Here is a 26218-nt window from a genome sequence, read left to right on the forward strand (position 1 = left end):
TAAAAAAATCGGTGTCAACAAACATGGCACACTATTGAGTTCTCAAACAACAGACGCTTCCAACTTCCACGATCCCACCTTCCGGCCAACCGCTTCGCTCTGGAGCAACTTGTCTAACTTACCTTACCGCGTGTCGCTCTGCAAATCCATCGTTTCCGGTGTTTCTGCAGTACGCTACGCAATCGATCCAAACTGGGTTCGGGACGCAAAAAATCCCGGTCCATTTCGGACTGATTTTGTTAGGTGGCCGCCTTCCGATCGTCTGCGTTTCCGCTGTACTCGTCTCGGCGACTCAGAAAACTTTACACGGATTCAGCCCCCTCACCAAATCGGAGGGGCTCTCCACCAAAAACCCCGCGATGACGCGGGATTCATGGCCATCCTTGCCCACAACGGTACGGATTCAACGAACCCGGAATTTGAGGCCTGCATCACACCGTTCCTCCTTAGACTGGGAGTATGCCCAGCGATCAAAACACCACGGACCAGCAGGCCCAGTTCACGGCTGCCACCTTTGACCTATCCCACCGGCTGGGTTTGGACCTGCCACTGATCAACGCCCCGATGGCCGGTGCCGCCGGCGGTGCCTTGGCCGCGGCCGTCAGCTCCGCCGGCGCACTGGGCATGATCGGCATTGGCTCCACCGCCAGTCCGGAGTGGATCTCCGAACAGGCCGCGTTGGCCCGGGCCCCCGGACGCGCGTGGGGGGCGGGTTTGATGGCCTGGGTCTTGGAACGTTCCCTCCAGCCCCTGCACGAGGTCCTCAGTCACGGACCGTCGCTGGTGTGTGTCAGTTTTGGCGATCCGGGCCCCGCAGCAATGCTGATCGGCGAAGCTGGAGCCCTGTGTGCGATGCAGGTAGGAAACGAGGCCGACCTGCAGCGGGCCCTCGAACCGGATATCGACGTCGTCGTTTGCCGTGGTGGGGAAGGTGGCGGTCACGGCCGCAATGACGTGGCCACCTTGCCCTTATTGCAGCAGGCACTCGCAGCGACCAATAAACCGGTGATTGCCGCCGGTGGCATCGCCGACTCCCGAGGAGTTGCCGCCGTCCTGGCTGCCGGTGCCCAAGCCGCCTGGGTCGGAACCCGCTTCGCGGCCTCCAGCGAATCCACCAGCCATGATCGGGTCAAAGAAGCGATTGCTGCAGCCGGTTTGGACGACACCGTCTTCACGCAGGTCTTCGATCTAGCCCAACGTATCCCCTGGCCCACCGAATTTGGCGGTCGCGCCCTCCGCAATGACTTCACCGAACAGTGGGCCCAGGATCGTGAAGGACTCATCAATGCCCTGGCCGAAGACCCGTCCCTGACCGAGAGCGTCAACGCGGCACGTGCCCGAGGCGATGTGTCGACGGCCCCTGTCTATGCGGGACAGTCGGCCGCCCTGACAGCCGGACAGGAGACCGCGGCCGATATCGTGGCCGAATTATCTGGTTTCCGTACCCATCTCGGTGCTGCCGCGGCTCGCTGGAGTTGAAGCCCATGACCAAGAGCTGGGGGCATCCTGGGCTTTCGGCCCGGCAACAGGCTCGCCTGGAGCAGCTCTACCCGGGAGCGGACGGCATCGCCGACCACAGTTGGCCCTACGGCATCACCGTCCTGGAATTCACCCATGCCGGACGCAGGCTGCTGCTGAAGGCCTCCCCAGACCGGCACCATCTCGACCGTGAGTCCCAGGCCCACCGCCACTGGCTGCAGCCCCTGGCCTCCGACGTACCGCTAATGCTCGGATACGAAGCCGAGGCCGGGCTCCTGGTGAAAACGTTCATCGACGGGGAATTGGCCCGGGGCACTGCCGACGAGTACAACCCTCTGGTCTTCGAGCAGGCCGGGAAACTGCTGGGGCGCCTGCATCGCGGGAGAGCCCCACGAGTGGATGGGCACTATGAACACTCGATTCTCTCCAAAACGCGTGCCTGGCTGGCCCGGGCTCCGGGACTCGCCCCGCCCGATCAGCTGCACCACGTGCAGGCTTGGTTGAATGCCTTCGTCCCCTCACCCGTCGAGGTGGTCCCCACCCACGGCGATTACCACCCCAGAAATTGGGTCATCCGGCCCGATGGTCGCGTCGCCGTCATTGATTTCGGCCGGGCCGAACTTCGGCCCTGGTACACGGATCTGGTCAGGATGGAACATCACGATTTCGTCAGGACCCCGGAACTGCAGGAGGCCTTCCTGCGGGGCTACCACCCGCAGGAGGCGGCGGGTCGTGATGAAACCGTCGACGCGGGACGCCGACTCGACGAACTCATGCAGGCATTGGGGACGATTGTCTGGGCGCACCAGATGGGCGACCGGTCCTTCGAGGAGCAGGGCAGGGGCATGCTGGGCCGAGCCGTGGACCGGGGCGAAGACCGCCCACCGGGCCATATCAGTCGCGGGCGTCGCCAATAAGCAGGTTGTCGATCAACCGCACCTCGCCCACCTGCGCGGCCACCAGGACCAGCGCGCCTCCGGTGAAGGGGGTTTCCCGGCAGTTGAAGGCCAACGGTTCCAACGTCTCAGGATCCACGATCTCCAGGTAGTCCAACGCCACCAGGGGCTGGCTGTCCACCAGCTCCTCCGCCTCGTCGATCATCAACGCCTCATGGGCCTCGGCACGATCGGCCAGCAGGAACAAGGCCCTGCTCAGGACGAGGGCCGCCTCGGCCTGTTCGGGGGTGAGGAACTGGTTCCGGCTGGATAACGCGAGCCCTTCGGCGGACCGCACGATCGGTACGGCCCGGATGTGCACCGGATAGGACAGGTCGGTGACCATGCGGCGCACGATGGCCAACTGTTGGGCGTCTTTCTGCCCGAAGTACGCGCTGTACTCCACCGGGACCGGGGTCAGGGAGGAGGGCTGGGCGATATGCAGCAATTTGGCGACGACGGCCAGCATGCCATCGAAGTGACCGGGCCGTGAGGCACCTTCGAACTTCTCCCCCAGTTTGCCACTGGACAGGCGCACTAGCGGGGCACCCCCGGGGTAGATTTCTGGTTCCTCGGGAGCAAAAACGATATCCGCTCCGGCCGCGGCCAATAGCGCACAGTCGGCCTCGAGGTCGCGCGGATAGCGTTCGAAGTCGGCAGGATCATCAAACTGCAGGCGGTTCACGAACACCGAGACGACCACGACGTCGTTTTGCGTACGGGCCGCACGCACCAGGTGCTCGTGTCCCGCATGGAGAGCACCCATCGTGGGGACCAGCCCCAAACGTCGGGGCCCGCCGGTGGAGGAAACTTCCGAGAGCAGTCGGGTACTCAGGGTGGCCAGTTCGGCGGCAGTTCGAACTAAAACCGGCCCAGTGGCGTCCGAGGCTCTCACGTCATGGTGGCGTGGTGCTGCAGTATTCACGCGATGAGTCTAACCCCGCGGGCCGGTAATCGGCCTCAGGACAAGGCGTCGAGGATCGTTGCCGCCTGCGTCTCGTTGAGCAGTCCCCGGTCCAGGGCACGCTGGGCGGTGGCCCGCCCCATCGCCAGGTAGGCGTCACGGATGTCGGAGGGGATCTCCCCACCGGCCAGGGCGGCCCGATGCGCGTTGATGGTCCCGGTATCGCCGCGGGCAACCGGCCCGGTCAGGGCTCCCTCCCCCGAGGCCAGCGCGTTTTCCAGCGAACCGCGCATCAGTGGTCCCAGAACGCGTTCGGGCGCCTCAACCCCGATGCGGCGCAGCAGCTCGGCTGATTGGCCGGCCAGGGTGACCAGATGGTTGGAGGCATGGGCGAGGGCAGCATGATAGGTCCCGCGGTCCTCCTCAGCGATCACCGTGGACTCGGCCCCCATCTCCACCACGAGGGCCTGGGCGATCGGTAGGACCATGGCCGCGGCGGTGACCCCGAACATGCATTCGTTCAAACGCACCAGGTCCAGGGACATCCCGGTGAAGCTCATGGCCGGGTGGATGGCCAACGGGATGGCACCTGCCGCCTGGGCGGGGGCGAGGATCCCGGTTCCATAACGCCCTGAGGTATGGACCACCAACTGTCCTGGCTGCCAGTGCCCGGCGTCGGCCAGGCCCTTGACCAACGGGGGCAAGGCATCGTCGGGCACAGCCAGCAACACCAGTTCAGAACGTCGGACGATCTCGGGGATCTCCAAGACGGGAACCCCCGGCAACAGGATGTCGGCTCGATCCCTCGAGGCTTCGGAGACCGCATGGACCCCCACGACGGCGTGTTCGGCCGACCTCAAGGCGGCACCCAGGACAGCACCTACCTTGCCGGCGCCGATAATGCCGACGCCCAAACGTCCGGGTTTACTCATGATTTTCCTCTTCCAGCCAGTGGTCGCGGTCCTTCAGACGGCGCGCGCGGGCCGCCCGGGATGCTTGGGACATGAACAGTTCGCGCCCGGTCTCCAATGACATTTGCTTCACCCTCGGTGAGATCGGTCCGTCGGTGGTGCAGAATTCTATTCCCGTCAGTCCCAGCGGGCGGTTCAGCGGCCCCTGGGTGAGGAAGATGCCCTGGATGCGTTCATGCGGAATGATCACCAGCGAATGGGTGAGCACACCGGCCCGGGAAAGCAGTGCCGTCTCGGTCACGGCGAAGCCCTGCCGGCGGTAGGCGAACGGCGAAAGCCAGCGGGCGCTGCGCGGGGAGGTGATGAAACCCTCCGAACTTCCTGAACCGCCGATTCCCGCCCCGACCAGTTCGGAGGGCCGGTCGGTTCCCGGTTCGGGCAGCACGATGGACAACACGTTGAGCACGTCCTGCCGGGTACCCACGGGCAACAGCGTCGAACGCAGCGAACCTTCCTGGTTGCCGTATCCGGCGACGTTGACGACGACCCGGTACCAACCGAAACGCCGCCAGATAATGCCTTGGGTGACCATGACCGCCTGGACCCTCCCCGGAGGCACCGTCTGGTGGCTGGTCTCCAGCAATCCGTAGCTGAGCCGCAGACCGTCCTCACTCATGGCCGCACGAAAGTTGTAGCCCTGGTTGAACTGTCCCCACAGAACGGGGACGACGCCGATCAGTCCCGGAATCAGGTAGAAAAGGCTGATCTGGCCGTCGGAAGCCACGGTGGCGACGATCATGCTGATAACGAACAGCAGCACAGCCGCCAGCCATGGGGAGAGCAGGGTCGCGGCGATCAGGCGTGGGGGCGGCACCACTGCCACGGTGCGTTCGGGGGCCTCAGGGGACGGTGGCACGGAGGCCACCGGTTCCGCGGCCACCTCCGGTGCTGGTCCTTCGGCGGCGGGGCCGGCCTCACGCTCTTGTTTCAGCCCGGCGGCGCGGGCCAGGATGTCATTGCGGAGGACCTTCGCAGCGGCGATCTTGATATAGGCCAGCCGCATGGCGGTGGATCCGGAGTCGGCGACCTCGAATTTCAGCTCGGCAAGGCCGAAGATGCGGGCCACCAGCGGCTGGACGATGTCGATGGCTTGGACCCTGTCGATCCGGGCCTGGCGTTGTTGGCGGAAGACGACCCCGGAATTCACCTGCACATGCCGATCGGTGACCTGATATTTGGTGAAGTACCACGACAGGAAGAAACCAACCATGATCACCACCAGGATGCCGATCCCGGCGGCGATGACCAGCAGCACGCTGGGGGTGAAGTCCCAGTCCTTTTCGGCCTCGGGAGGAAGTTCACCGGACCCGAAGATATTGTTCAATGCGTTCTGGCCGAAGAAGTAGAGGAACGCCACCACGACGAGCCAGCCCCTGACCATGGGGGAGACCGGGTGGACCCGCCGCCAGGGGGCCGACTCCTCCATCCCGGGCTGCGACGTCTGATCGCCGGTCACAGTCCGGCCAGCCTCGCCTCGCCGCGGGCCGAGAGACGCTCACGCAGGCGGGTCCCTTCGGAGGAGGGCAGGCCGGGAATCTCGGCTTTGGCTGCCGTGGAAGCGGTATGAAGTTGGACCTTGCACAGGCCCAGGGCCCGGTCGATAGGTCCCACCGCAACATCGACATACTGCATGCGCCCGTAGGGGACGACCAGAACCTGCTGGAACATCAGGCCGGAACGGATGAGTAGATCGTCGTCGCGTTCGGCATAGCCAATGGCCCTGACCTGTCGGGGAATAATGGCCATGCGGATCACATCGAAGACGACTGCCACACCGAGCAACCCCCACGCCAGCCAGGCAGGGTACCCGGCCCAGACGCCGGTCAGCATCAGGACCAGCGGCACGGCCAAAACCGCCCACGTCACCAACGCCGAGATGGCCCAGCCAACCAACCGCACCTTGGCATAGGCCGGTGAGACCCGCTGGAACACCAGGCCCTGCGGATCAATTGGTTCCTGCGGCATACCCCTCGTCTTCCTCCCGCTTCCGACTCCCCGACCCGGGGGCCGATGGGTCCTCGGGAGGCAGTTTGCAGAACTGCTCCACAACCCATCCCACGATAACCATCACGAGCGCCCCGACAATCATCACCAGGGATGAGATCACCACCTGGTTCCCCCAACCGGCGCCCAGCACATCCAGCAGCAAGCCGATATGCCAACCGCCGATCAACGAGCCAGCATAGGCGGTGGCCTGGGCCAGGACCAGGGTCCGGGCGGCCTGCAACGGATCGAGGCGGCGTTTGAGTTTGCCCTGGGTATAGCGTCTGACCCGCAGACCGAATCCGAAGGTGATCGCCATGCCGGCGACCATCGTGACCAGTGATGGCCACTGGAGCACCGGGGAGGTGAATCCGTTGGTGGTCAACAGCACCTGGGCGACCCAGCCGACCAGAGCGGATCCCAGACAGATCAGCAGCAACCACATCGGGCGGATGGCGTTCATCACCGCTCAGCCGTCCTCGTCGGCGGTGTAGAGGTCCAGTCCCTGCAGGTCGGCGGCTTCGGCTGCCAGTTCTGCCACCCGGCGGCCACCCAATGTTGCCTCGGGGTCCATCCAAGCCCAGGGCTGCAGGACGAACGCGCGTTCGGCGGCGCGGGGGTGGGGCAGGGTCAGGACTTCGTCGTCGGAGACCACATCGGCATAGGTAATCACGTCGACGTCCAGGGTACGGGCACCCCATCTGACTTCACGCGTACGGTGATGGTTCTGCTCCACCGACTGGCACCAGGCCAGCAGGTCCAGGGGCTCCAGGGTGGTTTCGATCTCCATGACCAGGTTCAGGAAATCGGGTTGTTCCCCGGGCCCACCGACGGGCTTGGTCTGCACGAGCCGCGATACGCGGCATAGCTTCACTGCAGGATCGGCAACCAGTTCGGCGACGGCTTCGGTCAGTGTTGCTGAGCGTTCGCCCAGGTTGCTGCCCAATGCCAACACGGCCCGAACGGGGGAACTCATGCGCGTTCCCGGTGGATGTGGATGCTCACGTCTCCGAAGGGAACCTCGATGGGGGCCTTCGGCTTATGCACGGTGATATCCACCGCGGCGACGTCGAACTCGGCCAACACCATGGTGGCTAGCTTGCCGGCCAGCTTCTCGATCAGGTTGTACGGGCCCGCAGTGATCTCGTCCTTGACCCGCTCGGCGAGCTCGCCGTAATGCGCGGTATCGGTGACCTCGTCCGAGGCTTCGGCGGCACTGATATCCGTATACAGCACCACGTCCACGACGAAGGGTTGGCCGTTGCGTTTCTCGTGTTCGAAGACCCCGTGGTGTCCGATCGCTGTGATCCCACTGAGGCAGATCCGGTCTCGCTGCTCGGCCGGCACCGCCGGCATCAGGGAAGGCCCGCCGCCCATGATCAGGCTCCCGCCGGGGCCGGAGTGGTTCCGGTGGAGGCGGGGTTCGTCCAGGCAGCGGCAACCTTCAACGCGTCCAGCGTCCCTTCGACGTCGTGCACCCTGACGCACCAGGCTCCGGCGGCAGCGGCCAGGGCACTGGTGGCCGCCGTGGCGACATCACGCTCGGCCGGGGGCGCCGGTTTGCCGGCCTCGGCCAGCAGTGCCCCGAGGAACCTCTTGCGTGAGGTCCCGATCAGGACCTTATGTCCCAAGGCCTTCAACTCGGGGATGGCCTGCAAGAGGGCCCAATTGTGCTCCGGGTCCTTGGCGAAGCCCAGTCCCGGATCGATGACGATGTGCTCCGGGGCCACCCCCGCGTCGGTGAACGTGGAGCGTACGGTCTTCAGCTCGTCCACGACCTCGGCGACGACGTCGTCGTAGTTCGCTTCTCCGGCCATCGTCTGCTGGTCCCCCCGGCGGTGCATCAGCACGTAGGGGACCTTGCGTTCGGCCACCAGGGCCGGCATATCGGTTTCGTGGGTCAGCCCGGAGACATCGTTGATGATTTGGGCCCCGGCGTCCAACGCCGCACGGGCCGTGGCGGTATGCATGGTGTCGACGGAGACGATCGCGCCGGCTTTGACCAGGGTGGCAATGACCGGGAGAATGCGCCCCTGTTCGGCGGAAGGGTCCACATAGTCGGCGCCGGGGCGGGTTGATTCCCCGCCGACGTCGATGATGTCAGCCCCTGCGTAGAGCATGCGCAGTCCGTGCTGGATCGCATCATCGGTTTTGAGATATTTGCCGCCATCGCTGAAGGAATCCTGCGTGACGTTGAGGATGCCCATGACCAGCGTGCGGTCCTTGGGAAGCTGGGAGACGTTCTTCGCTGACTTCACGGCACGGATGACCGGCAGCGGGGAGGTGGCGGGACCGGTTCCGGGGATTGCTCCGAGGGACATGGTGACCTACTTTCCGAGAATGAGGCTCATCGCCTCGGCGCGAGTAGCCGGATCGCGCAACTGCCCGCGCATGGCACTGGTGACGGTCTTCGCACCGGGTTTCTGCACACCCCGCATGGACATGCACATATGTTCGCATTCAATGACGACAATGGCACCCCGTGGCTGCAGATGATCCATCAAAGCCATCACGATCTGGGTGGTCAGTCGCTCTTGGACCTGGGGCCGGCGCGCATAGAGTTCGACCAGCCGGGCCAGCTTGCTCAGCCCGGTGACCTTGCCGTCGGGCCCCGGGATGTACCCGATATGGGCACTGCCATGGAAGGGAACCAGGTGGTGCTCGCAGGTGGAATAGAACGGGATGTCCTTGACCAGGACCAGTTCGTCGTGGTCGATGTCGAACGTGGTCGACAGCAGTTCCCCCGCATCACCGTGCAGTCCTGCGAAGAATTCCGTGTAGGCCTTGGCCACCCGTTTCGGGGTGTCCACCAAGCCGTCGCGGTCCGGGTCCTCCCCAATGGCAAAGAGGATCTCCCGCACCGCTCGGGCGATGCGTTCCTGGTCCACGGGGTTGGCGGTTTCGGACACGATGGTGCCTTCTTCCTCTAAGGTGCTCACGATGTCGATCCTAGCCTGAGTGGGCTCAGTCGAGGTTTCCGGGTCCATCCGAACCGGGCAGGCCGGGGGTGGTTCCACCACCGGTTCCGGGACCGAACCCGCCGCCCGCACCGGTGTCGGGGCCAGGGTTTCCGCCGGGCAGGGACGGGCCGGATCCGGGATCGACGACGGCGTCGGCATGCCCTTCATCGTCCTCGGGGCCAGATGACCCTTCATGACGTGTTGCGGCCTGCCGGCGTTCCCGCGGGGAGAGCACGGGACCCTCGGGGTGGACCGGTCGGCTGGACTTGGACAGCCACACCTCACGCTCGGGCTGCTTGACGATATCGGCGAAGACCTCGGCGAGCTCCTTCTGGTTCAGCGTCTCCTTCTCCAGCAGGGCCAACGCCAGACGATCCAGCACGTGGCGGTTCTCGGTGAGCGCCGCATACGCCTCATCGTGGGCTGTGTCGATCAGGGAACGGACCTCTTCGTCGATGACCCGCGCCATCGCATCCGAGTACCCGCGATCCTGGCCGGCATCGCGGCCCATGAACGGTTCCCCGCCCGCGGAACCGAGTTTCACGGCGCCGATGCGTTCGCTCATGCCGTATTCGGTGACCATCTTGCGGGCCGTTCCGGTGGCCTTCTCGATATCGTTCGAAGCACCAGTGGAGGGGTCATGGAAGATGATCTCCTCGGCGACCCGGCCACCCATGGCGTAGGCCATCTGGTCCAACAGCTCGTTGCGGGTGATCGAGTACTTATCGTCCTCGGGCACCACCATCGTGTAGCCCAGCGCCCGTCCACGCGGCAGGATCGTCACCTTCGTCACCGGGGCCGTCTGGCGCATGGCCGCGGCGACCAGGGCGTGACCGCCTTCGTGATAAGCGGTGATTTTGCGTTCATGTTCCTTCATGAGCCGGGAACGTTTCTGCGGTCCCGCCATGACCCGGTCGATCGCCTCGTCCAAGGCCCGGTCGTCGACCAGTTGGGCATTGGAGCGGGCGGTCAGCAGTGCCGCCTCATTGAGCACGTTGGCCAGATCGGCGCCCGTGTACCCGGGGGTCTTCTTCGCCACGGCCTTCAGATCGACGTTATCCGCCATGGGCTTGCCCTGGGCGTGGACGTTGAGGATCTGTTCGCGACCCACCAGGTCGGGGGCCTCCACCGGGATCTGCCGGTCGAAACGGCCAGGACGCAGCAGGGCCGGGTCCAGGACGTCGGGACGGTTGGTGGCGGCGATGAGGATGACGTTGGTGTTGGCGTCGAAGCCGTCCATTTCGACCAGCAACTGGTTCAGCGTCTGTTCGCGTTCGTCGTTGCCACCGCCCACGCCGGCGCCACGATGGCGGCCGACGGCGTCGATCTCGTCGACGAAGATGATGGCCGGTGAATTCGTCTTGGCCTGTTCGAAGAGGTCACGCACCCGGGAGGCGCCGACGCCGACGAACATTTCCACGAAATCCGAACCGGAGATCGAATAGAACGGGACGCCGGCCTCGCCGGCCACTGCCTTGGCCAGCAGCGTCTTACCGGTACCCGGAGGGCCATAGAGCAGCACGCCCTTGGGGATCTTGGCGCCGACCGCCTGGAACTTCGCGGGCTCCTCCAGGAACTCCTTGATTTCGTAGAGTTCCTCGACGGCTTCCTCCGCGCCGGCCACGTCCACGAAGGTCACCTGGGGCATGTCCTTGGTGATCAGTTTGGCCTTGGACTTGCCGAACTTCATGACCTTATTGCCGCCACCCTGCGCGCGGGAGAGCAGGAACCAGAACAGCAGGGCGATCAGCAGGAACGGGATGATGAACCCGAGCATGCTGACGAACCAGTTGTTTTCCACCGGTTGGTCGTTATAGCCCTTCAGCTGGGCGTCATCCATGGCCTGAACCACGTCGGTGGCCCGGGCGGTGGAGTAGAAGAAGCTGACCTTCTTGCCCTTGTTGTCCCCGTCCAGGGTGAAGTCGTCCTTCAGGGACAGGTCAACCCGCTGGTCCCCGTCGTAGATCTTCGCCTCGGAGGCCTTATGGTCCTTAAGCAGTTCCAGCCCGACGCTGGTATCGACCCGGCCGGTGTTCCCTGCGGTGAGGGTCGGCAGGAAGATGAGCAGTGCCGCGACACCGATCAGGACCCAGACGGCCCAGCTGTTGAAGATCTTCTTGACGTTCATGCGTTGGGGGCCTGACCCCCATCCCTCCTGGTCGCGGACGACGTGTCGTCCGGAAAAGTTTTCGGTGCCTCTATCAGAGCACTCTCGTGACTATGCACGATTGAGCGCGCCGGGGAGTTCCCCTGACGGCGTAAGGACCCCGGCGTCGTCCTACTGGTAGACGTGCGGGGCCAACGTGCCGATGAAGTCCAGGTTGCGGTACTTCTCGTCGAAGTCCAGCCCATAGCCGACCACGAATTCGTTGGGGATCTCCATGCCGACGTACTTCACGTCGATCTCGACCTTGGCGCCCTCGGGCTTACGCAGCAGCGTGCAGATCTCCACCGACGCCGGGCCTCGGGAGTTCAGGTTCGCCTTGAGCCAGGACAGGGTCAGACCGGAATCGATGATGTCCTCGACGATGAGCACATGCTTGCCCAGCAGGTCGGTGTCCAGGTCCTTGAGGATCCGCACGACGCCGGAGGATTGGGTTCCCGAACCATAGGAGGAGACGGCCATCCAGTCCATGTTGACGTGGGAGTGCAGGGCCCTCACCAGGTCGGCCATGACCATGACCGCGCCCTTGAGGACGCCGACGACGAGGATGTCGCGGCCGACGTAATCCGCGTCGATCCGGGCAGCCAGCTCCGTGATCTTCTCCTGGATTTCTTCCTTGGTGTACAGAACGTGTGCCAGGTCGGCGGTGACGTCGTTCGAATCCACGAATGGCTCCTGTGATCGGTTGTGCCTGCGCAACGGCTTAAAGGGAGTGCGCCTTAGGGTTCAAGATTGCCACAGCCCGGGCGTCGGTGCAGAACCGGGTCCGGTGATCGCGATGACGGCGCGGACTGTTTCGGGGTGGGTTCCTGCCCGATGGCGTCTGGCTTCGGCGTGCCCATCCAATTGGATGGGGCCCGCGGACCCTCCACCACCGACAAGTTTCTCCAATGCTGCCACCCGTTCGAATCCTGGCGCCGGGGCGCCACAGTGCACGACGGCGGCACGTAATACCCGGCCCAGCAGCGCCGGGTCGAGCCCGCGCAGCAGGGACAGATCCAGCAGCACGCCGGACGGGTCGGGGCAGGGCAGCTCGATCCGGGCCGCTACCTCGGCGGTTTCGGCCTCGAGGTGGTCGGCGTCCCGACGGGTCAAGGTCGCGGTGCGGGCCAATGCCTCGGCCAGTCCGGGTCCCAGGGCGTCCTCGAGCAGCGGCAGAAGTTCGTGTCGGACCCGGTTGCGTAGCAGTGAGGTGTCGGCATTGGTGGGGTCGACCCAGTAGTCCAGACCCTCATGGGCGCAGATCGCCTCGGTATCGGCCCGACGCAACCCCAGCAGTGGGCGCACGTACGGGCCGCGGGCCGCGGGCATGCCGGCCAGCGAGCGGGTGCCCGATCCCCGGGCCAGGCCCAACAGCACCTGTTCTGCCTGATCGTCCAGGGTGTGGCCCAGCAGCACCGCGGTGGCCCCGGTATCGGCGAGCGCCTGTTCGAAGGCCGCGTATCTGGCGCTGCGGGCTTCCGCCTCCGTGGTCCCCGCGGGGGCGACCCGGCGCACCAGGACCGGTTCCAACCCCAGTCCACGCAGCTGGTTGGCCGCCGTGTGTGCGACGTCGGCGCTACCGGTTTGAAGCCCGTGGTCGACGATGATGGCCCCGACGCGCAGCTGCTGCTTTGCGGCCAGGAAGGAGGCCGCCGCCGCCAGGGCCAAGGAGTCCGCTCCCCCGCTGCACCCGATGAGCACGAATTCCGGATCCCGCCGTGGGCGCCTGGGAGGAGCGGATGCCGACGGTGGTGCTGCGCCCAGTGATCGCACACTGTCCAGGATCGCGCGGCGGGCCCCGGCCAGGGCCGGGGGCAGGTGGCCTCCCACGACTACCGTGAGGTGGTGACGGCCACGCGGTCGATCCACTCCTGCGGGTGGTGGATCTCGTGTTCTGTCGGCAAATTCTCCACGCGCTCCCAGACGACGTTGAATCCGTCCATCCCGATTTTCTGGACCACGGCCCCCACGAAGCGCTGGCCGTCCCGGTACTGGCGCATTTTGGCCTCCAGACCCAGGAACCTGCGCATCCACGTTTCGATGACCCCGCGGTTACCGCCACGGGCGTTGAAGCGTTGGCGGATGGTCTTCACGGTGGGCACGATCGAGGAGTCAACGGCGTCCATCACGACGTTCGCGTGGCCCTCTAGCAGCGACATGACCGCTGTGAGGTGGCTCATCAGGGCCCTGCCCTCCGGATCCTGCAGTGCCGAGAGCAACCCGGCCGAGGACTGGGCAGCTGCCGAGGATTCCGGCGTCGTTCCCGCGTTTTCGCTTTTTTGGGTGAGGGAGGACAGGGCATCCTGTCCGGCGGCCTTCAGCCGTTCGGCCAGGCCACCGGGCGAGTCCATCAGTCCACCGGTCATTTCCGCGATGGTTTCCTGTAGGTGGTCCCGCAGCCAGGGGGCGGCGGCGAACTGGACGCGGTGCGTTTGTTCGTGCAGGCACACCCAGAGCCTGAAGTCAGCAGGTTCCACCGAGAGTTCGCGTTCGATCTCCACGATATTGGGGGCCACGATGAGCAGCCGGCCGCCGGAGGGGCCCTCACCGAGCAGACCGGCGAAGGGATCGTATTGGCCCAGCACCTTGGAGGAGAGGAAGGCCAGGATGCCGCCGAGTTCGACCCCTGCGGTACGCCCACCCACCGCGATGGCCGCCGGGGACATCTTGTCTTCCTGGGAGGCGACCAGGCGTTCCATGGCCGGGGTCAGCAACCCTTCGAAGCTCTGCACGTTGGCCCGCGCCCAGGTCCCCCGGTCCACGATCAGGACCGTGGAGTCGCGCAGGTCACGGGCGGCCTCGAGCCCGGTGATCCGGTAGACATGCTCCACGGAGGCGTCGGCCTTCAACCGCAGGTCCTCCACCACGGTGTCGATCTGCCCGGCCTTCAATTTCGGGCCGGGCCGGACCAGGCGCTCGGCGGTGCTACCTGCTGCGTCCCAGTTGATGAGCTGCGTGTTCGTGGCGGAAGTTCCCATGCGTCCCATCTCATCACGGGCAGAGCCCTGCTGTCCGTCATTTCGTTTCAGGCGTAGCCACCCTCGGGCCCGGCGGTGTCTGCCGGGAGCCGACTATTTGGTGCAACCGCAGTCGGCCAGCACGCCGGCTGCCCGATCCAGTCCGTCGCGTGCCGGGCCCAACGAACCATCGAATCCGTGGCCGAAGAACGCGAAGGCCAGGACCCTGCCGTCCGCGGTCACGGCCGTGCCGCTCAGGGTGGCGACACCGGTCAGCGTCCCGGTTTTGGCACGGATCTGCCCGCGAGTGGCCTTCGAGGTCAGCCGGTCCTTCAACGTTCCGGTGGCCCCGGAGATCGGCAACAGGTAGGACACATCGCGCAGGTCGGGGTCCGTGGACGTCGCGGCGGCACGAATGATGTCGGTGAGCTGGTGCGGGGTCAGCCGGTTGCGGTCCGACAGGCCGGAGGTGTCCGACAGGGACATGCCCTTCACGTCCACGCCCAGGGATGCGGCGGCGGCGCGCAAGGTATCGGTGGCCCCACCGAAGGTGGCCTCCCGGCCTGCGGCGATGGCCGAAAGCCGGCCCATGGCCTCGGCAACATAGTTATCCGACTCCTCGCCCATGAAGGCCAGCTGTTCCAGCACCGAAGCCGAACGGACCTGTGCCAATTCGGTGGTCTCCGATCCCGCTTCACCGCGGACGACCTTCTTGCCGATGCTCAGCTTCGGTGCACCGGCTGCTGTCGAGGAGGGTTTCGCGGAGGAGGAGCCAGCGGCCGCGGAGCCGGTGCTGGCTGCCTTTTTCGCCGTGGCGTCCGCCTTTTTCTGTTCCGCGGCCACCGCCGTGGAGAGTGCGGAGCGGAACGTGGTGGCGGCGGTCATCGCCGGATCGGGCACCCGCACGCTCTTGGCCCCTGCGTCTTGGCGGGCACCGTACATGGCCACCGGTTGGACGGCAGTGATGTTCGAGGTGGTCATCAGCGATTCGTCCCAGACCGGGTTCAGCGCGTCACCGGTGAACAGGGTGTCATCCACCACGACGTCGAGTTTTGTTTTCTTTTCGGCGTCGAGCTTCCCCGAAGCGAACAGGGCCTTGGCGGTCTGCTGGGCCAGGGTCGCCAATCCGGCGCGGCTGACGGTGGCGTCGGGTTCGGAGGTGCCGGCGCCCAGGAGCACGTCACCACCGCCGACCAGTACCACCGTGTCATCGGCACCCAGGACCGCCGTGGTGGGCAGTGTCGTTTCCCCGCCCAACTGTTTCAGGGCGGTCACTGCGGTGAGGATTTTCAGGTTCGACGCCGGGGCGCTGGCCTGGTTTGCCTTGCGGCGGTACAGGACCTTGCCGGTGGCCAGGTCGGAGACTTCGGCGCTGAACGTGCCACCCGAGGTCTTCTTGAACGCAGCATCCAACGATTTCTTCAGCACGGCGGCATCGGGCCGCTCCGCCGCCCCGCCCAGGGGGGCCAGGGCGGTTGCCGTCGCCGGCGCCACACTGGGTTCCGCCACGGCGGGGTCGGCCTGCGGCGCGGTGGGCGCCGTGGACGATGACGGAATCGAGGGCAGGTTCACCGCCGAGGCGAGCGAGGGAAAGGCGGGCAGCAGGTTGAGCACCAGGACGCCCGTCAGGACGCCCAGAACCAGGACCAGCAGCAACGAGGTCAGCGTCCGCGTGGAGCGTTTCATCGGCTTCTTCCTCGAGTAGTGATTGCCCTTCGCCGCCCTATACTCTGGAGGCAGCAGCTTTAAGACTAGACGGCGCGCGGCCGAATCCTGTTTCCGGCCCGCCCCACCGCATGAAAGTCGAGGACCCCCATGAACCATGACGTCACCGTCGAGATCCCCACCGGATCCCGCGTCAAGTACGAGATCGACCATGAAACGCACCGGTTGCGCCTGGATCGCGTGCTGTTCACCCCCATGCAGTACCCGACCCATTACGGCTACTTCGAAGACACCCTCGGCGAAGACGGCGATCCGCTGGACGCGTTGATCTGGATGCCGGGTATCGACCTCGTTCCCGGCGTCCTGGTGGAATCACGTCCCATCGGCGTTTTCAACATGACCGACGACGGCGGCGGCGACGCCAAACTGATCTGCGTCCCGGCGGATAAGCGCTACGACCACATCCGTGAACTGGAGGATGTGGACCAGTGGCTGATCAAGGAAATCGAGCACTTCTTCCTGCACTATAAGGACCTGGAACCGGGCAAGTGGGTCAAGGCCGAGGGCTGGGAAGGCCGCGAAGCCGCAGAGGCCGAGCTGAAGCGTTCCATCGAGCGGTTCTCCTCCCCCGCCCAGTAGCCACTGCCCCTCCGTGCCCTCCGCTGCCCGCCCGGTCCTGCTGCCGCTGACGCCGCTGCAGCAGCTGCGTGCGGGTCGGCTGCCGTCCCGGTTCGTGCGCCTGTTCATCGGGCTCACCTTCTTCGGGGTGGCCATGGGTGCGTTTGTCCGGGCCGGGCTCGGGGTGGCCCCCTGGGATGTGCTGCACCTGGGTCTGGCACGGCATATCCCGTTGAGCCTGGGCACGATCATCATCATCGTCGGCCTGCTGGTGCTGCTGGCGTGGATCCCGCTGCGCCAATGGCCCGGCGTGGGGACGATCGCCAACGCCATCTGGATCGGTATTTCCGCTGACTTCACGCTCTGGCTGCTCCCGGAGATCCACGGCCTGGCGCTCCAGGTCGCCGTGATCGCCGTGGCCCTGCTCATCAACGGTCTTGGCGGGGCGCTGTATATCGGCAGCCAGTTCGGAGCCGGTCCGCGCGACGGGCTGATGACCGGGCTGCACCTGCGGACCGGCTGGAGCCTACGCCTGATCCGCACGGGTATCGAGGTGACCGTCCTGGTGATCGGCTGGCTACTGGGTGGGACCGTCGGGGTGGGCACCGTTGCCTATGCCCTGCTGATCGGGCCCTCGACCCAGTTCTTCCTGCGCTGGACCGTGGTCGATCTGGCCGACGGCACGGCCTTGGAATCAACCGTAAACGGTTGATCGTCGGGCAGACTGGTGCCATGTTCGTCCTCACCATCAACCAACGGGATTCCCGCGAGGTCGGGGACCGTGTCGAGGAACTGATCGATTCCCTCGTCCCGGTACCGACCCTGCTGCCCTTCCAACGGTCCTTCGGCGACGAAGCCATCGGGGTCCTCGCGGATCCTGCACACGCCCTCGACGCGGCGATGACCGCCTTGCGCCAACACCGTTGGCATGTAGGGATCGGGGTCGGTCCGGTCCAGGCGCCGTATCCGGCGGCGATCGTCGACGCCGAGGGCTTCGGGCTGGTCTACGCCCGGAGGGCCGTCAACAGGGCCCAAAAGACCGGTGAGCGTATCCCCCTGGCCGTCGCCGGCCCGGATTCCGAGGTGGCCGCCGAGGCGGAGGCCGTGGCCCGTCTGGTCGGTCAGATCGTCGCCACCCGCACCGAGGCCGAATGGTCGGTCCTGGACCTGATGATCCCCGGTGTCCGGGGGCAGCAGAAGGCGATTGCCGCGGAACTGGGGATCACCGCCCAGGCGGTCTCCAAGGCGGTGGTCCGTTCGAATTGGAACGAGGAGTGGGCCTGCCGCCCGGCGGTGGCCCGGCTCCTGTCCCTGGTGGCGGGCCCCACCCAGCTACCGGCGGCCACCTATCCCTATGATTCCGGCCGCTGAGCCCACCGTCTTGTGGCAGCGCCCTAGAGGAGGCTGCGCAACACGCGGGCCAAGCCGTCCTCATCGACGGTCGTCGTGACCTCGTCGGCGGCCGCCTTGACCTCGTCGGGGGCCTGCCCCATGGCGACGCCGCGCCCGGCCCAGCCGAGCATCTCGATATCATTGCGGCCATCGCCGACGGCCACGGTGTTCTGGATGTCGAAACCGAGTTCCCCGCGAAGCGCCTCGATGGCGCTGGCCTTCGTAATGCCTTCGGCGGCAATATCGAGCCAGGCCGTCCACCCCACGGAGTAGGCGACCCCCTGCAGGCCGATCGTCTGGACGGCTTCGACAAACTCTTCGGAGGAGTTGTCGCTGGAGAAGACGACCAGACGCACCGCGGTGGCTTCCATCATCTCTTCGAAGGTCACGGCCTTCGCCTGGACTCCGAAGCTGGCGTCCTGGAAACGTTCGGTGGCCAAGAAATCGCCCTGATCGCTTTCCAGCGCGTACTTGGCGGTCGGCAGGGCACTGCGCAGGGCCTGCAGGGCAGGCGCCGGGTCAAACGTCTGGCGATCGATCACTTCGTAGCCCACGGATAAGGAGGTGTCGATTCGCACGGTCAGGCCGCCGTTACTGCAGACGGCGTAGCCGGAGGTGATGCCCAGGAGCTGGACGATGGGCAAGGTGGCCCCCAGGGAACGTCCTGTGGAGACGATCACCTCATGTCCTGCCGCCACGATGTTGCGGGCGGTTTCCTTGACGGCGTCGGACATATGCCCGTAGTGGTCAACGAGGGTGCCGTCGACGTCCAGGCACACCATCTTCTGTTGGGTGGTCATTACCCGGTCTTCGATGCCGGTATTCATAATCATGGTCATGACTCTAGCCAATCATCGACCCCGGTGGTTGCACAGGGCCTCGGTCACAATCTCCGGTGAACATCCGGTGACGAACAGGGAACCGGCGACTAACCTGCCGGTGCCCCCGCCGTGGGGCCGGGGCACCGGTGGCTGCCGTCCGTTCCGTCTCAGAGGACGGGCAGAACTTCCAGTCCACCCAGGTAGGGCCGGAGGGCCGCCGGGACGGTGACCGAACCATCGGGATTCTGGTGGTGTTCGAGGATGGCCACAATCCACCGCGTGGTCGCCAGGGTGCCGTTCAGCGTGGCCACCGACCGGTTTTTGCCCGGTTTGCCGTCGGCGTCGGTGGTGCGTTCGCGGATGTTCAGACGGCGTGCCTGGAACGTGGTGCAGTTCGAGGTGGAGGTCAGTTCCCGGTAGTCATCCTGTGTCGGGACCCAGGCCTCGCAATCGAATTTACGTGCCGCGCTCATGCCCAGATCCCCTGCTGCGGTATCGATGACCCGGTAGGGAAGTTCTACCTTGGCCAGCATCTCCTCTTCCCAGGCCAGCAGCCGCTGGTGTTCTGCGGCCGCGTCCTCGATGGGGCAGTAGATGAACATCTCCAGCTTGTTGAACTGGTGCACCCGGATGATTCCGCGGGTGTCCTTGCCGGCGGAGCCTGCCTCACGGCGGTAGCAGGTGGACCATCCGGCATAGCGGGACGGCCCGGCCGACAGGTCGAGGATCTCGTCGGCGTGGTATCCGGCAAGCGCCACCTCAGAGGTGCCGGTCAGGTACAGGTCGTCGCGTTCGAGCCGGTAGATCTCGTCGTCGTGTTCGACGTCGAATCCGGTGCCCTGCATCGTTTCAGGGCGCACGAGCGTCGGAGTGATCATCGGGATGAAGCCGTTGGAGATGGCCTGGTCCAGCGCCATGTTCATCAACGCGATCTCCAGTCGGGCGCCCACTCCCTTGAGGAAGTAGAACCGTGAGCCGGAGACCTTGGCCCCCCGTTCCATGTCGATGGCCCCCAGCAGTTCACCGAGTTCCAGGTGATCCTTGGGGGCGAATCCCTCGGCCGCGAAGTCGCGGGGGGCTCCGACGGTTTTGATGACGCTGAAGTCATCTTCCCCACCTGCCGGGGCGCCGTCCTGGATGAGGTTGGGGACCGACCGTTGGAGGGATACCAGTTCCTGGGCCGCGGCGTCGGCGGTCGCCTGTTCTGCTTTGACCCGGGCCGCCAGCTCCTTGACCTCCGCCAACAGTGCGGCCTTCTCTTCGCCCTGTGCCGCGGCGACCTTCTTTCCGAAGGCCTTCTGCTCCGCGCGCAGGTTCTCGAAACTGGTGATCGCGTCGCGGCGGGACGAATCCGCGGCAATGATCCGGTCCACCACGGATTCGTCGGCCCCACGGAATCGTTGGGAGGCACGGAAGGCTACGGGATTCTCTACGAGCTCTTTAACATCGATCACCACTACAGGTTACCGAATCCCCGCTATCGTATGGAGCATCATGCCCATCGAATACCTTTCCCTCATCCTTGTCGTCATTGCCTTGCTCATCGCCGCCGCCAGTCTCGTCGCCGTGGGCCGTCTCAAGGTCAAGGTGCGGGGCATCGCCTCCACCCCCCTGGTCTCCGACGCACTGGCCCTGAATTCCCGCAGTGCCCTGGTGATCAACCCGACCAAAAACAACGCCGATTCGGTCCGTTCGGCCCTCATGCTGGCCTGGGCCTCGGCCGGTCTGGAGGAGCCCCTGGTCTTGGAAACGACTGCGGATGACCCGGGCTACGCCATGGCCCGGCAGGCTCTGGCGGCCGGATGTGACGTGGTCATCGTTGCCGGCGGTGACGGGACCGTCCGGGCCGTCGGTGAGGTTTTGGCCGGAAGCAGGGCCTCCCTGGCCATCCTGCCCTTGGGGACCGGTAACCTGTTGGCCCGCAACCTCGGTTTCGAGGTCGAGGACATCGGGTCTTGTGTTCATACCGCTTTGCAGGGCCGGACCCGCAGCATTGACGCAGCACGGATGGAGCTGGAACGGGCCGACGGCACCACCGACACGCATATTTTTCTGGTCATGGCCGGGGTCGGCAGCGACGCCGAGATGATGGCCGACACCCGGGCCGACCTCAAGGCCATGGTGGGTCCGCTGGCCTATGCCGAAGCCGGGATGCGACATCTGCCCGGCAAACGCCGACCGGTGACCATCACCCTGGACGACGACGAACCCATCCACCGGGAGATCCGGTCGCTGATCTTCGCCAATGTCGGCAAACTCCAAGCGGGCCTGGAACTCGTCCCGGATGCAAAAATTGACGACGGCGTCCTGGACTTGGTGGTCATGAGTCCGCGCTCCGCCGTGGGCTGGGCATGGATTGCAGCGAAAACCGCTTTTCGTCATCGCCGGGCCATCCCCGTCATCGAATATTTTCAGGCACGGCGGATCCACATCTCCGCAGCGGAGGAAATCGGCTCCCAACTTGATGGGGACACCACCGGAAACATCATCGCAGTCACCGTGACGAACATGCCGTTGGCGTTGAAGGTCAGGGTTCCGACCACCTAGGCCCGGTCCCCTGACCTACTGCTGGGGATCCAGCAGTTTCCCGACCCAGGCATGCGCCTGCCGGAAGGCCTGATCCGTATTATGTCGAGCCGGTGAGTGGGCTGGCTCGCTGACACCGTTGGCGTTGGCGTAGGAGCCGAGGAAACGAATCTGCGGGCTGATGCGGTGCAGGCCGGCCAAGGCATCCGCGACCCGTGCCTCGGAGAGATGTCCCTCGACGTCGATGGAGAAGAAGTAGGAGCCCAGCCCCTCACCCGTGGGACGGGATTCGATCCGGCTGAGGTTGACCCCGCGGGCGGCGAACTGTCCGAGAATCTCCATCAGGGCCCCCGGATGGTCTTCGGGCAGCGGGATGACCACCGTGGTCTTGTCATGGCCGGTGGGGCCCGGAACCGGCCCGGGCCGGGTGACCAGCACGAAACGGGTGACGGCACCGGTGTTGTCCTCGACCCCGCGGTGCATCAATTTCAGGTCGTTCTGTTCCAGCACCAGCGGCGAGCAGATCGCGGCGTCGTACCGGCAGTCAGGATCCAAGAGCCCCAATGCCCCGGCCGCCGTGGAGGAAGCCGGCACGAACTCAGCGTTCGGCAAGTGCTGCTGGACCCAGCCGCGACACTGGGCAATGGCGTGCCCATGGGTGGAAACGGTCCGGATCTGCTCCAGCGAGGTGATCCCTTCCCGGGCGACCAGGTCGAAGCTGATCGGCACCAGAACTTCGCGCACAATCTGCAGGGCACCACCACTGGCAATGGCGTCGAGGGTCGCGGAGACGCCTCCTTCGACGGAATTTTCGATGGGCACCATGGCCGCATCCGATTCCCCGTCCCTGACCCGCTGCAAGGCCAGGTTCACGCTCGTGGAGGACACCCGCTGACCCTCCTGGACCCCAGGGACCTGCAGGAGCGCCTGCTCGGTGAAGGTCCCCGCGGGGCCCAGGTAGGTGTAGTTCATCGGACCGTGGGATCCTGACCGTTCTCGCTCTTCATCGGCAAGCCCGCTTCGAGCCAGGCACCACTGCCTCCGGCGATGTTGAAGGCCGAATACCCCTGCCCGACGAGCCAACCGGCAATCTGGGCCGAACGCCCACCGGTGCGGCAGATGACATAGGTGTCCTCGTCCGGATCCAGTTCTTCCAGCCGCTGCGGAATGTCGCCCATCGGGATGTGCACGGCACCCGCAGCATGGCCCTCGGCCCATTCGTAGTCCTCGCGGACATCCAGGACTTTGGCTCCGGCCGGAACACCGGTGACTTCCACGGTTTCGAACTCGCTCATCGTTCATCCTTTCGACGGTTTCCTGCTTCGATCCCCAGCCTATAGTGGGGAGGGACCACCACCCCGAATCATGAAGGGCTGATATGGATCCGAATGCCGGCATGACAGCACTAGACGGCGTGGGATGGACGTTGACGGTCGTTTTGGGTGCTGTTTTCCTCATCCTTCAGGCCTGGATCGTCGCGGGGGTTTCCCGCAGGGTCTTGGGTGTCCCGGTGGGCTGGCCCCGTTCCATTGCCGTGGGACTGCTCATGTCCGTGGGCCTCAGCTTCGTGGTGAGGTACCTGTTTCGAGCGGCTTTCATCCCCGACGACACCCAGTTGCAGGTCTCCCCGGTGGTCGCCCTGATGTTTGCCGCGTTGGCTCTCATCTGGATCTTTGCCCTGGGTGTCGCCCTGCTGATGGTCCTGGAAATCACCTTCCCCACCGGGACCCTGCCTTCCCCGGTCCGCCTGTTTACCGGGTGGAAGACCCGCAGGTCGCACAGCGCACGCTATTTCCAGGTGATGCGGATCGCCGTGCGGCACGGCCTGCTCGCCCAGGCCCGCGGCCTGAACCGCCGCCACGCCGATGCCCGGCAGGAGCAGACGGCGCGTTCACTGCGCGAGGCGTTGAATGAGGCAGGGGTGACGTTCGTCAAGCTCGGTCAAATGCTCTCGACGCGGCGCGACCTGCTCTCCGAGCCCTATATCCGCGAACTCTCCCATCTGCAGACCCAGGCCACCCCCGAGCCGTGGCCGGTCATGGAAGCCGCGATGGCGCGGAGCCTGGGCCGTTCACCCGAGGAGGCCTTTGCCTCGATTGAGCACGAACCCCTGGCTTCGGCCTCTGTCGCCCAGGTTCATCGGGCGACCCTGCACGACGGCACGGCGGTGGTGGTCAAGGTCCAGCGGCCGTCGGCGCTCGCCCAGGTCGAACGTGACCGCGCCATCGTGGTGCAGATCGCCGGCTGGCTGGAACGCTCCGCACCCTGGGCGCGCCGGTTGGGCGTGGCCTCCCTAGCCCGTGGTTTCTCCGATTCCCTGAGCGAGGAATTGAACTACCGGATCGAAGCCGAGAACATGCAGGCCATCGAAGCCTCGCTGCACGGTTTCCGGATCACCGTCCCGCAGGTGCACACCGCATTCAGTGGCCCCCGGCTGCTGGTGATGGACGAGCTCCTGGGACAACCGGTGGGCTCCGCCGGCGCGGCATTGGCCACCCTGGATCCCGCACAACGCCGGGCCCTGGCCGAGGAACTCCTCAACGCCACCTTGCATCAGATCTCCGGGGACGGCGTCTTCCACGCCGACCTGCATCCCGGCAATATCTTCATCACCGGCGACGGCGGGTTGGCCCTGCTGGACTTTGGGGCGGTCGGGCGGCTGGACCCGTCCAGCCAGCAATCGCTGAACCTGCTGTTGTTCGCCGTCGACAAGAACGACAACCAGTTGGCCACCGATGCCCTGCTGGGGTTGCTGGACCGGCCCGAGGACTTCGATCACCGAGGCTTTGAACGCGCGTTGGGCCAACTCCTGGTGCGCTACCGTCACGGTTTCGGTGGCCAGGGCGGCTCGGAGATGTTCACTGCCCTGTTCTCGCTGATCGTCCGCAACGGCTTCTCCGTCCCCCCACAGGTTGCCGCGGCACTACGGGCCCTCGGGGCACTGGAGGGGACCTTGATGTTGATCGAGCCTGGTCTGAACGTGGTCGCTGCAGCCCGGAAATCCGGCCGCAAGATCATCGGCTCCCAGATCACACCGGGCTCCATCCGCGATCAGCTCGAAATCCAAGCGATGGCTTTGCTGCCGACGCTGCGCGAATGGCCCCGACGACTCAATCAGATCACCGAGGACATCGAACAGGGGCGCCTGTCGGTCAACGTCCGCGTGCTCGCCCACCCTGCCGACCGCGGGTTCCTGAACCGACTGGTCCAACAGGTGGTCGTGGCCCTCCTGGCCGGCGCCGCGACCCTGGCGGCGATCCTTCTGATCACCACCGAGTCGGGGCCCTTCCTGACCGAAAGCATCAGGATGCATGCGTTCTTCGGCTACATCCTGCTGTTCATGGGCTTCATCTTGGCCTTGCGCGCCGTGGTGCTGGTCTTCCAGCACGACCGCGACGACGAACACGACTCCCGGAAGGCAAAATCATGACCCACCCCGATGCCGGAGGCAACGAACTCCACGATCTCACCGCCGTCGAACTGGGCCAGTTGCTCACCAGCGGGGAACTCTCTGCCCGGGAGGCTGCCGAACACTTCCTGTCCCGCATCGAAGAGGCCAATCCACGTCTGGGCAGTTTCATCACCATCACTGCCGAGCAGGCGCTGGACGCCGCAGATGCCGCCGACACCGAGGGGACATGGGCCCGCACCCAGGGCCGGGCCCTACCGCCCTTGCACGGGATGCCGTTGGCCTATAAGGACCTCTGGGACGTCAAGGGGGTCGCCACCACCTTCGGCAGTGCTGCCGTCCCGTCCTCCCCCGCGGCACAAGACAGCCCTCTGGTGGCCCGCCTGCGTGCCGACGGCGCCCTGTCCCTGGGGAAAACCCAAATCCCCGAATTCGGGTTGAACTGCTATTCGGAGAACCACATCGCCGCCCCGGCCCGCAACCCCCTGGATCCATCGCTCTCCGCCGGAGGTTCCTCGGGCGGTAGTGCCGCAGCCGTCGCCGCCGGACTGCTCCCGGTGGCTCCGGGGAATGATGGCGGGGGCTCGGTCCGCATTCCTGCCTCGGCATGCGGGCTCATCGGTTTGAAACCGGGGTTCGGCACGGTCCCTTCCGACCTGGTCAACGGCCGGGTCGACAGGTTCGGTGCCCCACGTTTCGTGGTCTCCGGTCCCTTGGCCCGCACCGCCGAGGATGCCGGGCTCCTGATGGATTCGCTGACCGGATCCATCGGGTACCGCGAAGCCGCCCGGCGGGCAGAGCCTGCCCACGGACGACGGCTGCGGATCGGCGTGACACGCACCTCGCCCTTTGACCGCCGCTACGAGGTTGCCCTGGACCCGGAATCCGACATCGCTGTGCAGGCAGGTATTGCCCGGCTCGAAGCGGCAGGGCATCGGGTCGAGGAAGCGGATATCCGCTACGACAACCGATTCCCCGAGGCTTTCCAGGCCATCTGGACCGCAGGGCTGGCCGAATCCGATCTCCCCGAAGCGGCGGCCCCGGTGCTGACCGAACTCACCCGGACCTTCCGCGCCCGGGCGATCGGACGCAGCGATGCGCAGAAGGAGGCCGCCGCCGCCATCCTGGTCCGGATCGCCGAGGACTGCCGGGCCCAATGGGGCCGCTACGACGCAGTGCTCACACCGGCCATGGCCCTGACGCCGCGTCCGATCGGCTGGTTCACCGCCCACGATGCCGATCTCGATTACGAGCTCCAGTGCCGCTACACGCCCTATACCTCGATCGTGAATGTCTCCGGGGTTCCGGCCCTCACGGTACCCACCTCCTGGACGGCCTCCGGACTGTCGATGGGCGTCCAACTAATCAGCGCCCACGGGTCGGAAGCCGACCTGCTGGCCCTCGGTGCCCAGATCATGAACTCCTAGCCATCGAGTGACCTGGTTCACAGAA

General features: G+C 65.6%; 26 protein-coding genes. 8 read left to right on the forward strand and 18 right to left on the reverse strand.

The annotated features are described in order from the left end of the window. Positions 1-459 precede the first annotated feature (459 nt). Both FM101_RS00565 and FM101_RS00570 read left to right on the forward strand, forming a co-directional pair. Positions 460-1479: an NAD(P)H-dependent flavin oxidoreductase gene (locus tag FM101_RS00565; RefSeq protein WP_086993926.1), complete on the forward strand. Its 1020-nt coding sequence runs from the start codon at positions 460-462 to the stop codon at positions 1477-1479. Between the two features lie 5 nt (positions 1480-1484). Then, positions 1485-2396 carry an aminoglycoside phosphotransferase family protein gene (locus FM101_RS00570; RefSeq protein ID WP_086993929.1) on the forward strand — a complete coding sequence of 304 codons (912 nt, stop codon included), beginning with the start codon at positions 1485-1487 and terminating at the stop codon, positions 2394-2396. Here FM101_RS00570 and panC read toward each other — a convergent pair. From panC to dacB, 14 genes are all read right to left on the reverse strand, one after another. Continuing rightward, positions 2374-3339 (reverse strand): pantoate--beta-alanine ligase, encoded by a 966-nt coding sequence (panC, locus tag FM101_RS00575; protein WP_428844128.1) that lies wholly within the window; start codon positions 3337-3339, stop codon positions 2374-2376. The two genes, FM101_RS00570 and panC, sit on opposite strands and share 23 nt — an antisense overlap. A gap of 35 nt (positions 3340-3374) precedes the next feature. Next, complete coding sequence (locus FM101_RS00580; RefSeq protein ID WP_086993935.1) at positions 3375-4250, reverse strand: Rossmann-like and DUF2520 domain-containing protein; 876 nt, start codon at positions 4248-4250, stop codon at positions 3375-3377. Continuing rightward, positions 4243-5745: a PH domain-containing protein gene (locus FM101_RS00585; protein ID WP_086993938.1), complete on the reverse strand. Its 1503-nt coding sequence runs from the start codon at positions 5743-5745 to the stop codon at positions 4243-4245. Before FM101_RS00585 ends, FM101_RS00580 begins: the two co-directional genes overlap by 8 nt. Then, positions 5742-6254 carry a PH domain-containing protein gene (locus FM101_RS00590; RefSeq protein WP_086993941.1) on the reverse strand — a complete coding sequence of 171 codons (513 nt, stop codon included), beginning with the start codon at positions 6252-6254 and terminating at the stop codon, positions 5742-5744. The genes FM101_RS00585 and FM101_RS00590 overlap by 4 nt, the downstream gene beginning before the upstream one ends. Beyond that, positions 6235-6735 (reverse strand): DUF3180 domain-containing protein, encoded by a 501-nt coding sequence (locus FM101_RS00595; protein ID WP_086993944.1) that lies wholly within the window; start codon positions 6733-6735, stop codon positions 6235-6237. Before FM101_RS00595 ends, FM101_RS00590 begins: the two co-directional genes overlap by 20 nt. Before the next feature lie 6 nt (positions 6736-6741). After that, positions 6742-7248 (reverse strand): 2-amino-4-hydroxy-6-hydroxymethyldihydropteridine diphosphokinase, encoded by a 507-nt coding sequence (folK, locus tag FM101_RS00600; RefSeq protein WP_086993947.1) that lies wholly within the window; start codon positions 7246-7248, stop codon positions 6742-6744. Beyond that, positions 7245-7649, reverse strand: a complete 405-nt coding sequence (gene folB, locus FM101_RS00605; RefSeq protein WP_241895479.1) for a dihydroneopterin aldolase — start codon at positions 7647-7649, stop codon at positions 7245-7247. The genes folK and folB overlap by 4 nt, the downstream gene beginning before the upstream one ends. A gap of 2 nt (positions 7650-7651) precedes the next feature. Continuing rightward, positions 7652-8593: a dihydropteroate synthase gene (gene folP / locus FM101_RS00610; protein WP_086993950.1), complete on the reverse strand. Its 942-nt coding sequence runs from the start codon at positions 8591-8593 to the stop codon at positions 7652-7654. A gap of 6 nt (positions 8594-8599) precedes the next feature. Beyond that, positions 8600-9160, reverse strand: a complete 561-nt coding sequence (gene folE, locus FM101_RS00615; protein ID WP_241895490.1) for a GTP cyclohydrolase I FolE — start codon at positions 9158-9160, stop codon at positions 8600-8602. A 76-nt stretch (positions 9161-9236) separates the two neighbouring features. After that, entirely contained in the window at positions 9237-11360 is a 2124-nt protein-coding gene (gene ftsH, locus FM101_RS00620) for an ATP-dependent zinc metalloprotease FtsH (RefSeq protein ID WP_086993956.1), read from the reverse strand. Between the two features lie 150 nt (positions 11361-11510). After that, positions 11511-12062, reverse strand: coding sequence for a hypoxanthine phosphoribosyltransferase (hpt, locus tag FM101_RS00625; protein WP_086993959.1), 552 nt, complete (start codon positions 12060-12062; stop codon positions 11511-11513). A 60-nt stretch (positions 12063-12122) separates the two neighbouring features. After that, complete coding sequence (tilS, locus tag FM101_RS00630; RefSeq protein WP_241895478.1) at positions 12123-13079, reverse strand: tRNA lysidine(34) synthetase TilS; 957 nt, start codon at positions 13077-13079, stop codon at positions 12123-12125. A 131-nt stretch (positions 13080-13210) separates the two neighbouring features. Continuing rightward, on the reverse strand, positions 13211-14356 hold the full coding sequence (locus FM101_RS00635) for a zinc-dependent metalloprotease (protein WP_086993965.1): 1146 nt from the start codon (positions 14354-14356) through the stop codon (positions 13211-13213). Positions 14357-14449: 93 nt separating this feature from the next. Then, on the reverse strand, positions 14450-16021 hold the full coding sequence (gene dacB, locus FM101_RS00640; protein ID WP_143269144.1) for a D-alanyl-D-alanine carboxypeptidase/D-alanyl-D-alanine endopeptidase: 1572 nt from the start codon (positions 16019-16021) through the stop codon (positions 14450-14452). 129 nt (positions 16022-16150) lie between these two features. On the opposite strand from dacB, the gene FM101_RS00645 reads away from it, so the two are divergent. The 3 genes from FM101_RS00645 to FM101_RS00655 are packed head-to-tail and all read left to right on the forward strand — an operon-like array spanning position 16151 to position 17989. Further along, complete coding sequence (locus tag FM101_RS00645; protein ID WP_086994147.1) at positions 16151-16639, forward strand: inorganic diphosphatase; 489 nt, start codon at positions 16151-16153, stop codon at positions 16637-16639. A gap of 13 nt (positions 16640-16652) precedes the next feature. Next, a complete protein-coding gene (locus tag FM101_RS00650) occupies positions 16653-17330 on the forward strand; it encodes a YczE/YyaS/YitT family protein (RefSeq protein ID WP_086993971.1) in 678 nt (225 codons plus the stop codon). Between the two features lie 20 nt (positions 17331-17350). Next, positions 17351-17989: a hypothetical protein gene (locus FM101_RS00655; protein WP_086994151.1), complete on the forward strand. Its 639-nt coding sequence runs from the start codon at positions 17351-17353 to the stop codon at positions 17987-17989. 23 nt (positions 17990-18012) lie between these two features. Here the strand turns inward: FM101_RS00655 and FM101_RS00660 are convergent, their stop codons facing one another. Continuing rightward, a complete protein-coding gene (locus FM101_RS00660) occupies positions 18013-18849 on the reverse strand; it encodes an HAD family hydrolase (protein WP_086993974.1) in 837 nt (278 codons plus the stop codon). 149 nt (positions 18850-18998) lie between these two features. Beyond that, positions 18999-20285: a serine--tRNA ligase gene (gene serS, locus FM101_RS00665; RefSeq protein WP_179204192.1), complete on the reverse strand. Its 1287-nt coding sequence runs from the start codon at positions 20283-20285 to the stop codon at positions 18999-19001. A 40-nt stretch (positions 20286-20325) separates the two neighbouring features. Between serS and FM101_RS00670 the strand changes: the two genes are divergently transcribed. Then, on the forward strand, positions 20326-21378 hold the full coding sequence (locus FM101_RS00670) for a diacylglycerol/lipid kinase family protein (protein ID WP_086993980.1): 1053 nt from the start codon (positions 20326-20328) through the stop codon (positions 21376-21378). A gap of 15 nt (positions 21379-21393) precedes the next feature. Here the strand turns inward: FM101_RS00670 and pheA are convergent, their stop codons facing one another. Then, on the reverse strand, positions 21394-22329 hold the full coding sequence (pheA, locus tag FM101_RS00675) for a prephenate dehydratase (RefSeq protein ID WP_086993983.1): 936 nt from the start codon (positions 22327-22329) through the stop codon (positions 21394-21396). Continuing rightward, positions 22326-22652, reverse strand: a complete 327-nt coding sequence (locus FM101_RS00680) for a rhodanese-like domain-containing protein (protein ID WP_086993987.1) — start codon at positions 22650-22652, stop codon at positions 22326-22328. The genes pheA and FM101_RS00680 overlap by 4 nt, the downstream gene beginning before the upstream one ends. Positions 22653-22753: 101 nt before the next feature. On the opposite strand from FM101_RS00680, the gene FM101_RS00685 reads away from it, so the two are divergent. Both FM101_RS00685 and FM101_RS00690 read left to right on the forward strand, forming a co-directional pair. Then, entirely contained in the window at positions 22754-24787 is a 2034-nt protein-coding gene (locus FM101_RS00685) for an ABC1 kinase family protein (protein ID WP_241895477.1), read from the forward strand. Next, the gene (locus FM101_RS00690; RefSeq protein ID WP_086993992.1) at positions 24784-26193 is read left to right on the forward strand and encodes an amidase; all 1410 of its coding nucleotides are present in this window, start codon (positions 24784-24786) and stop codon (positions 26191-26193) included. The genes FM101_RS00685 and FM101_RS00690 overlap by 4 nt, the downstream gene beginning before the upstream one ends. Positions 26194-26218 lie beyond the last annotated feature (25 nt).

Origin of the sequence: Arthrobacter rhombi (assembly GCF_900163545.1) — a bacterium.
Taxonomy (GTDB): Bacteria; Actinomycetota; Actinomycetes; order Actinomycetales; family Micrococcaceae; genus Arthrobacter_H; species Arthrobacter_H rhombi_A.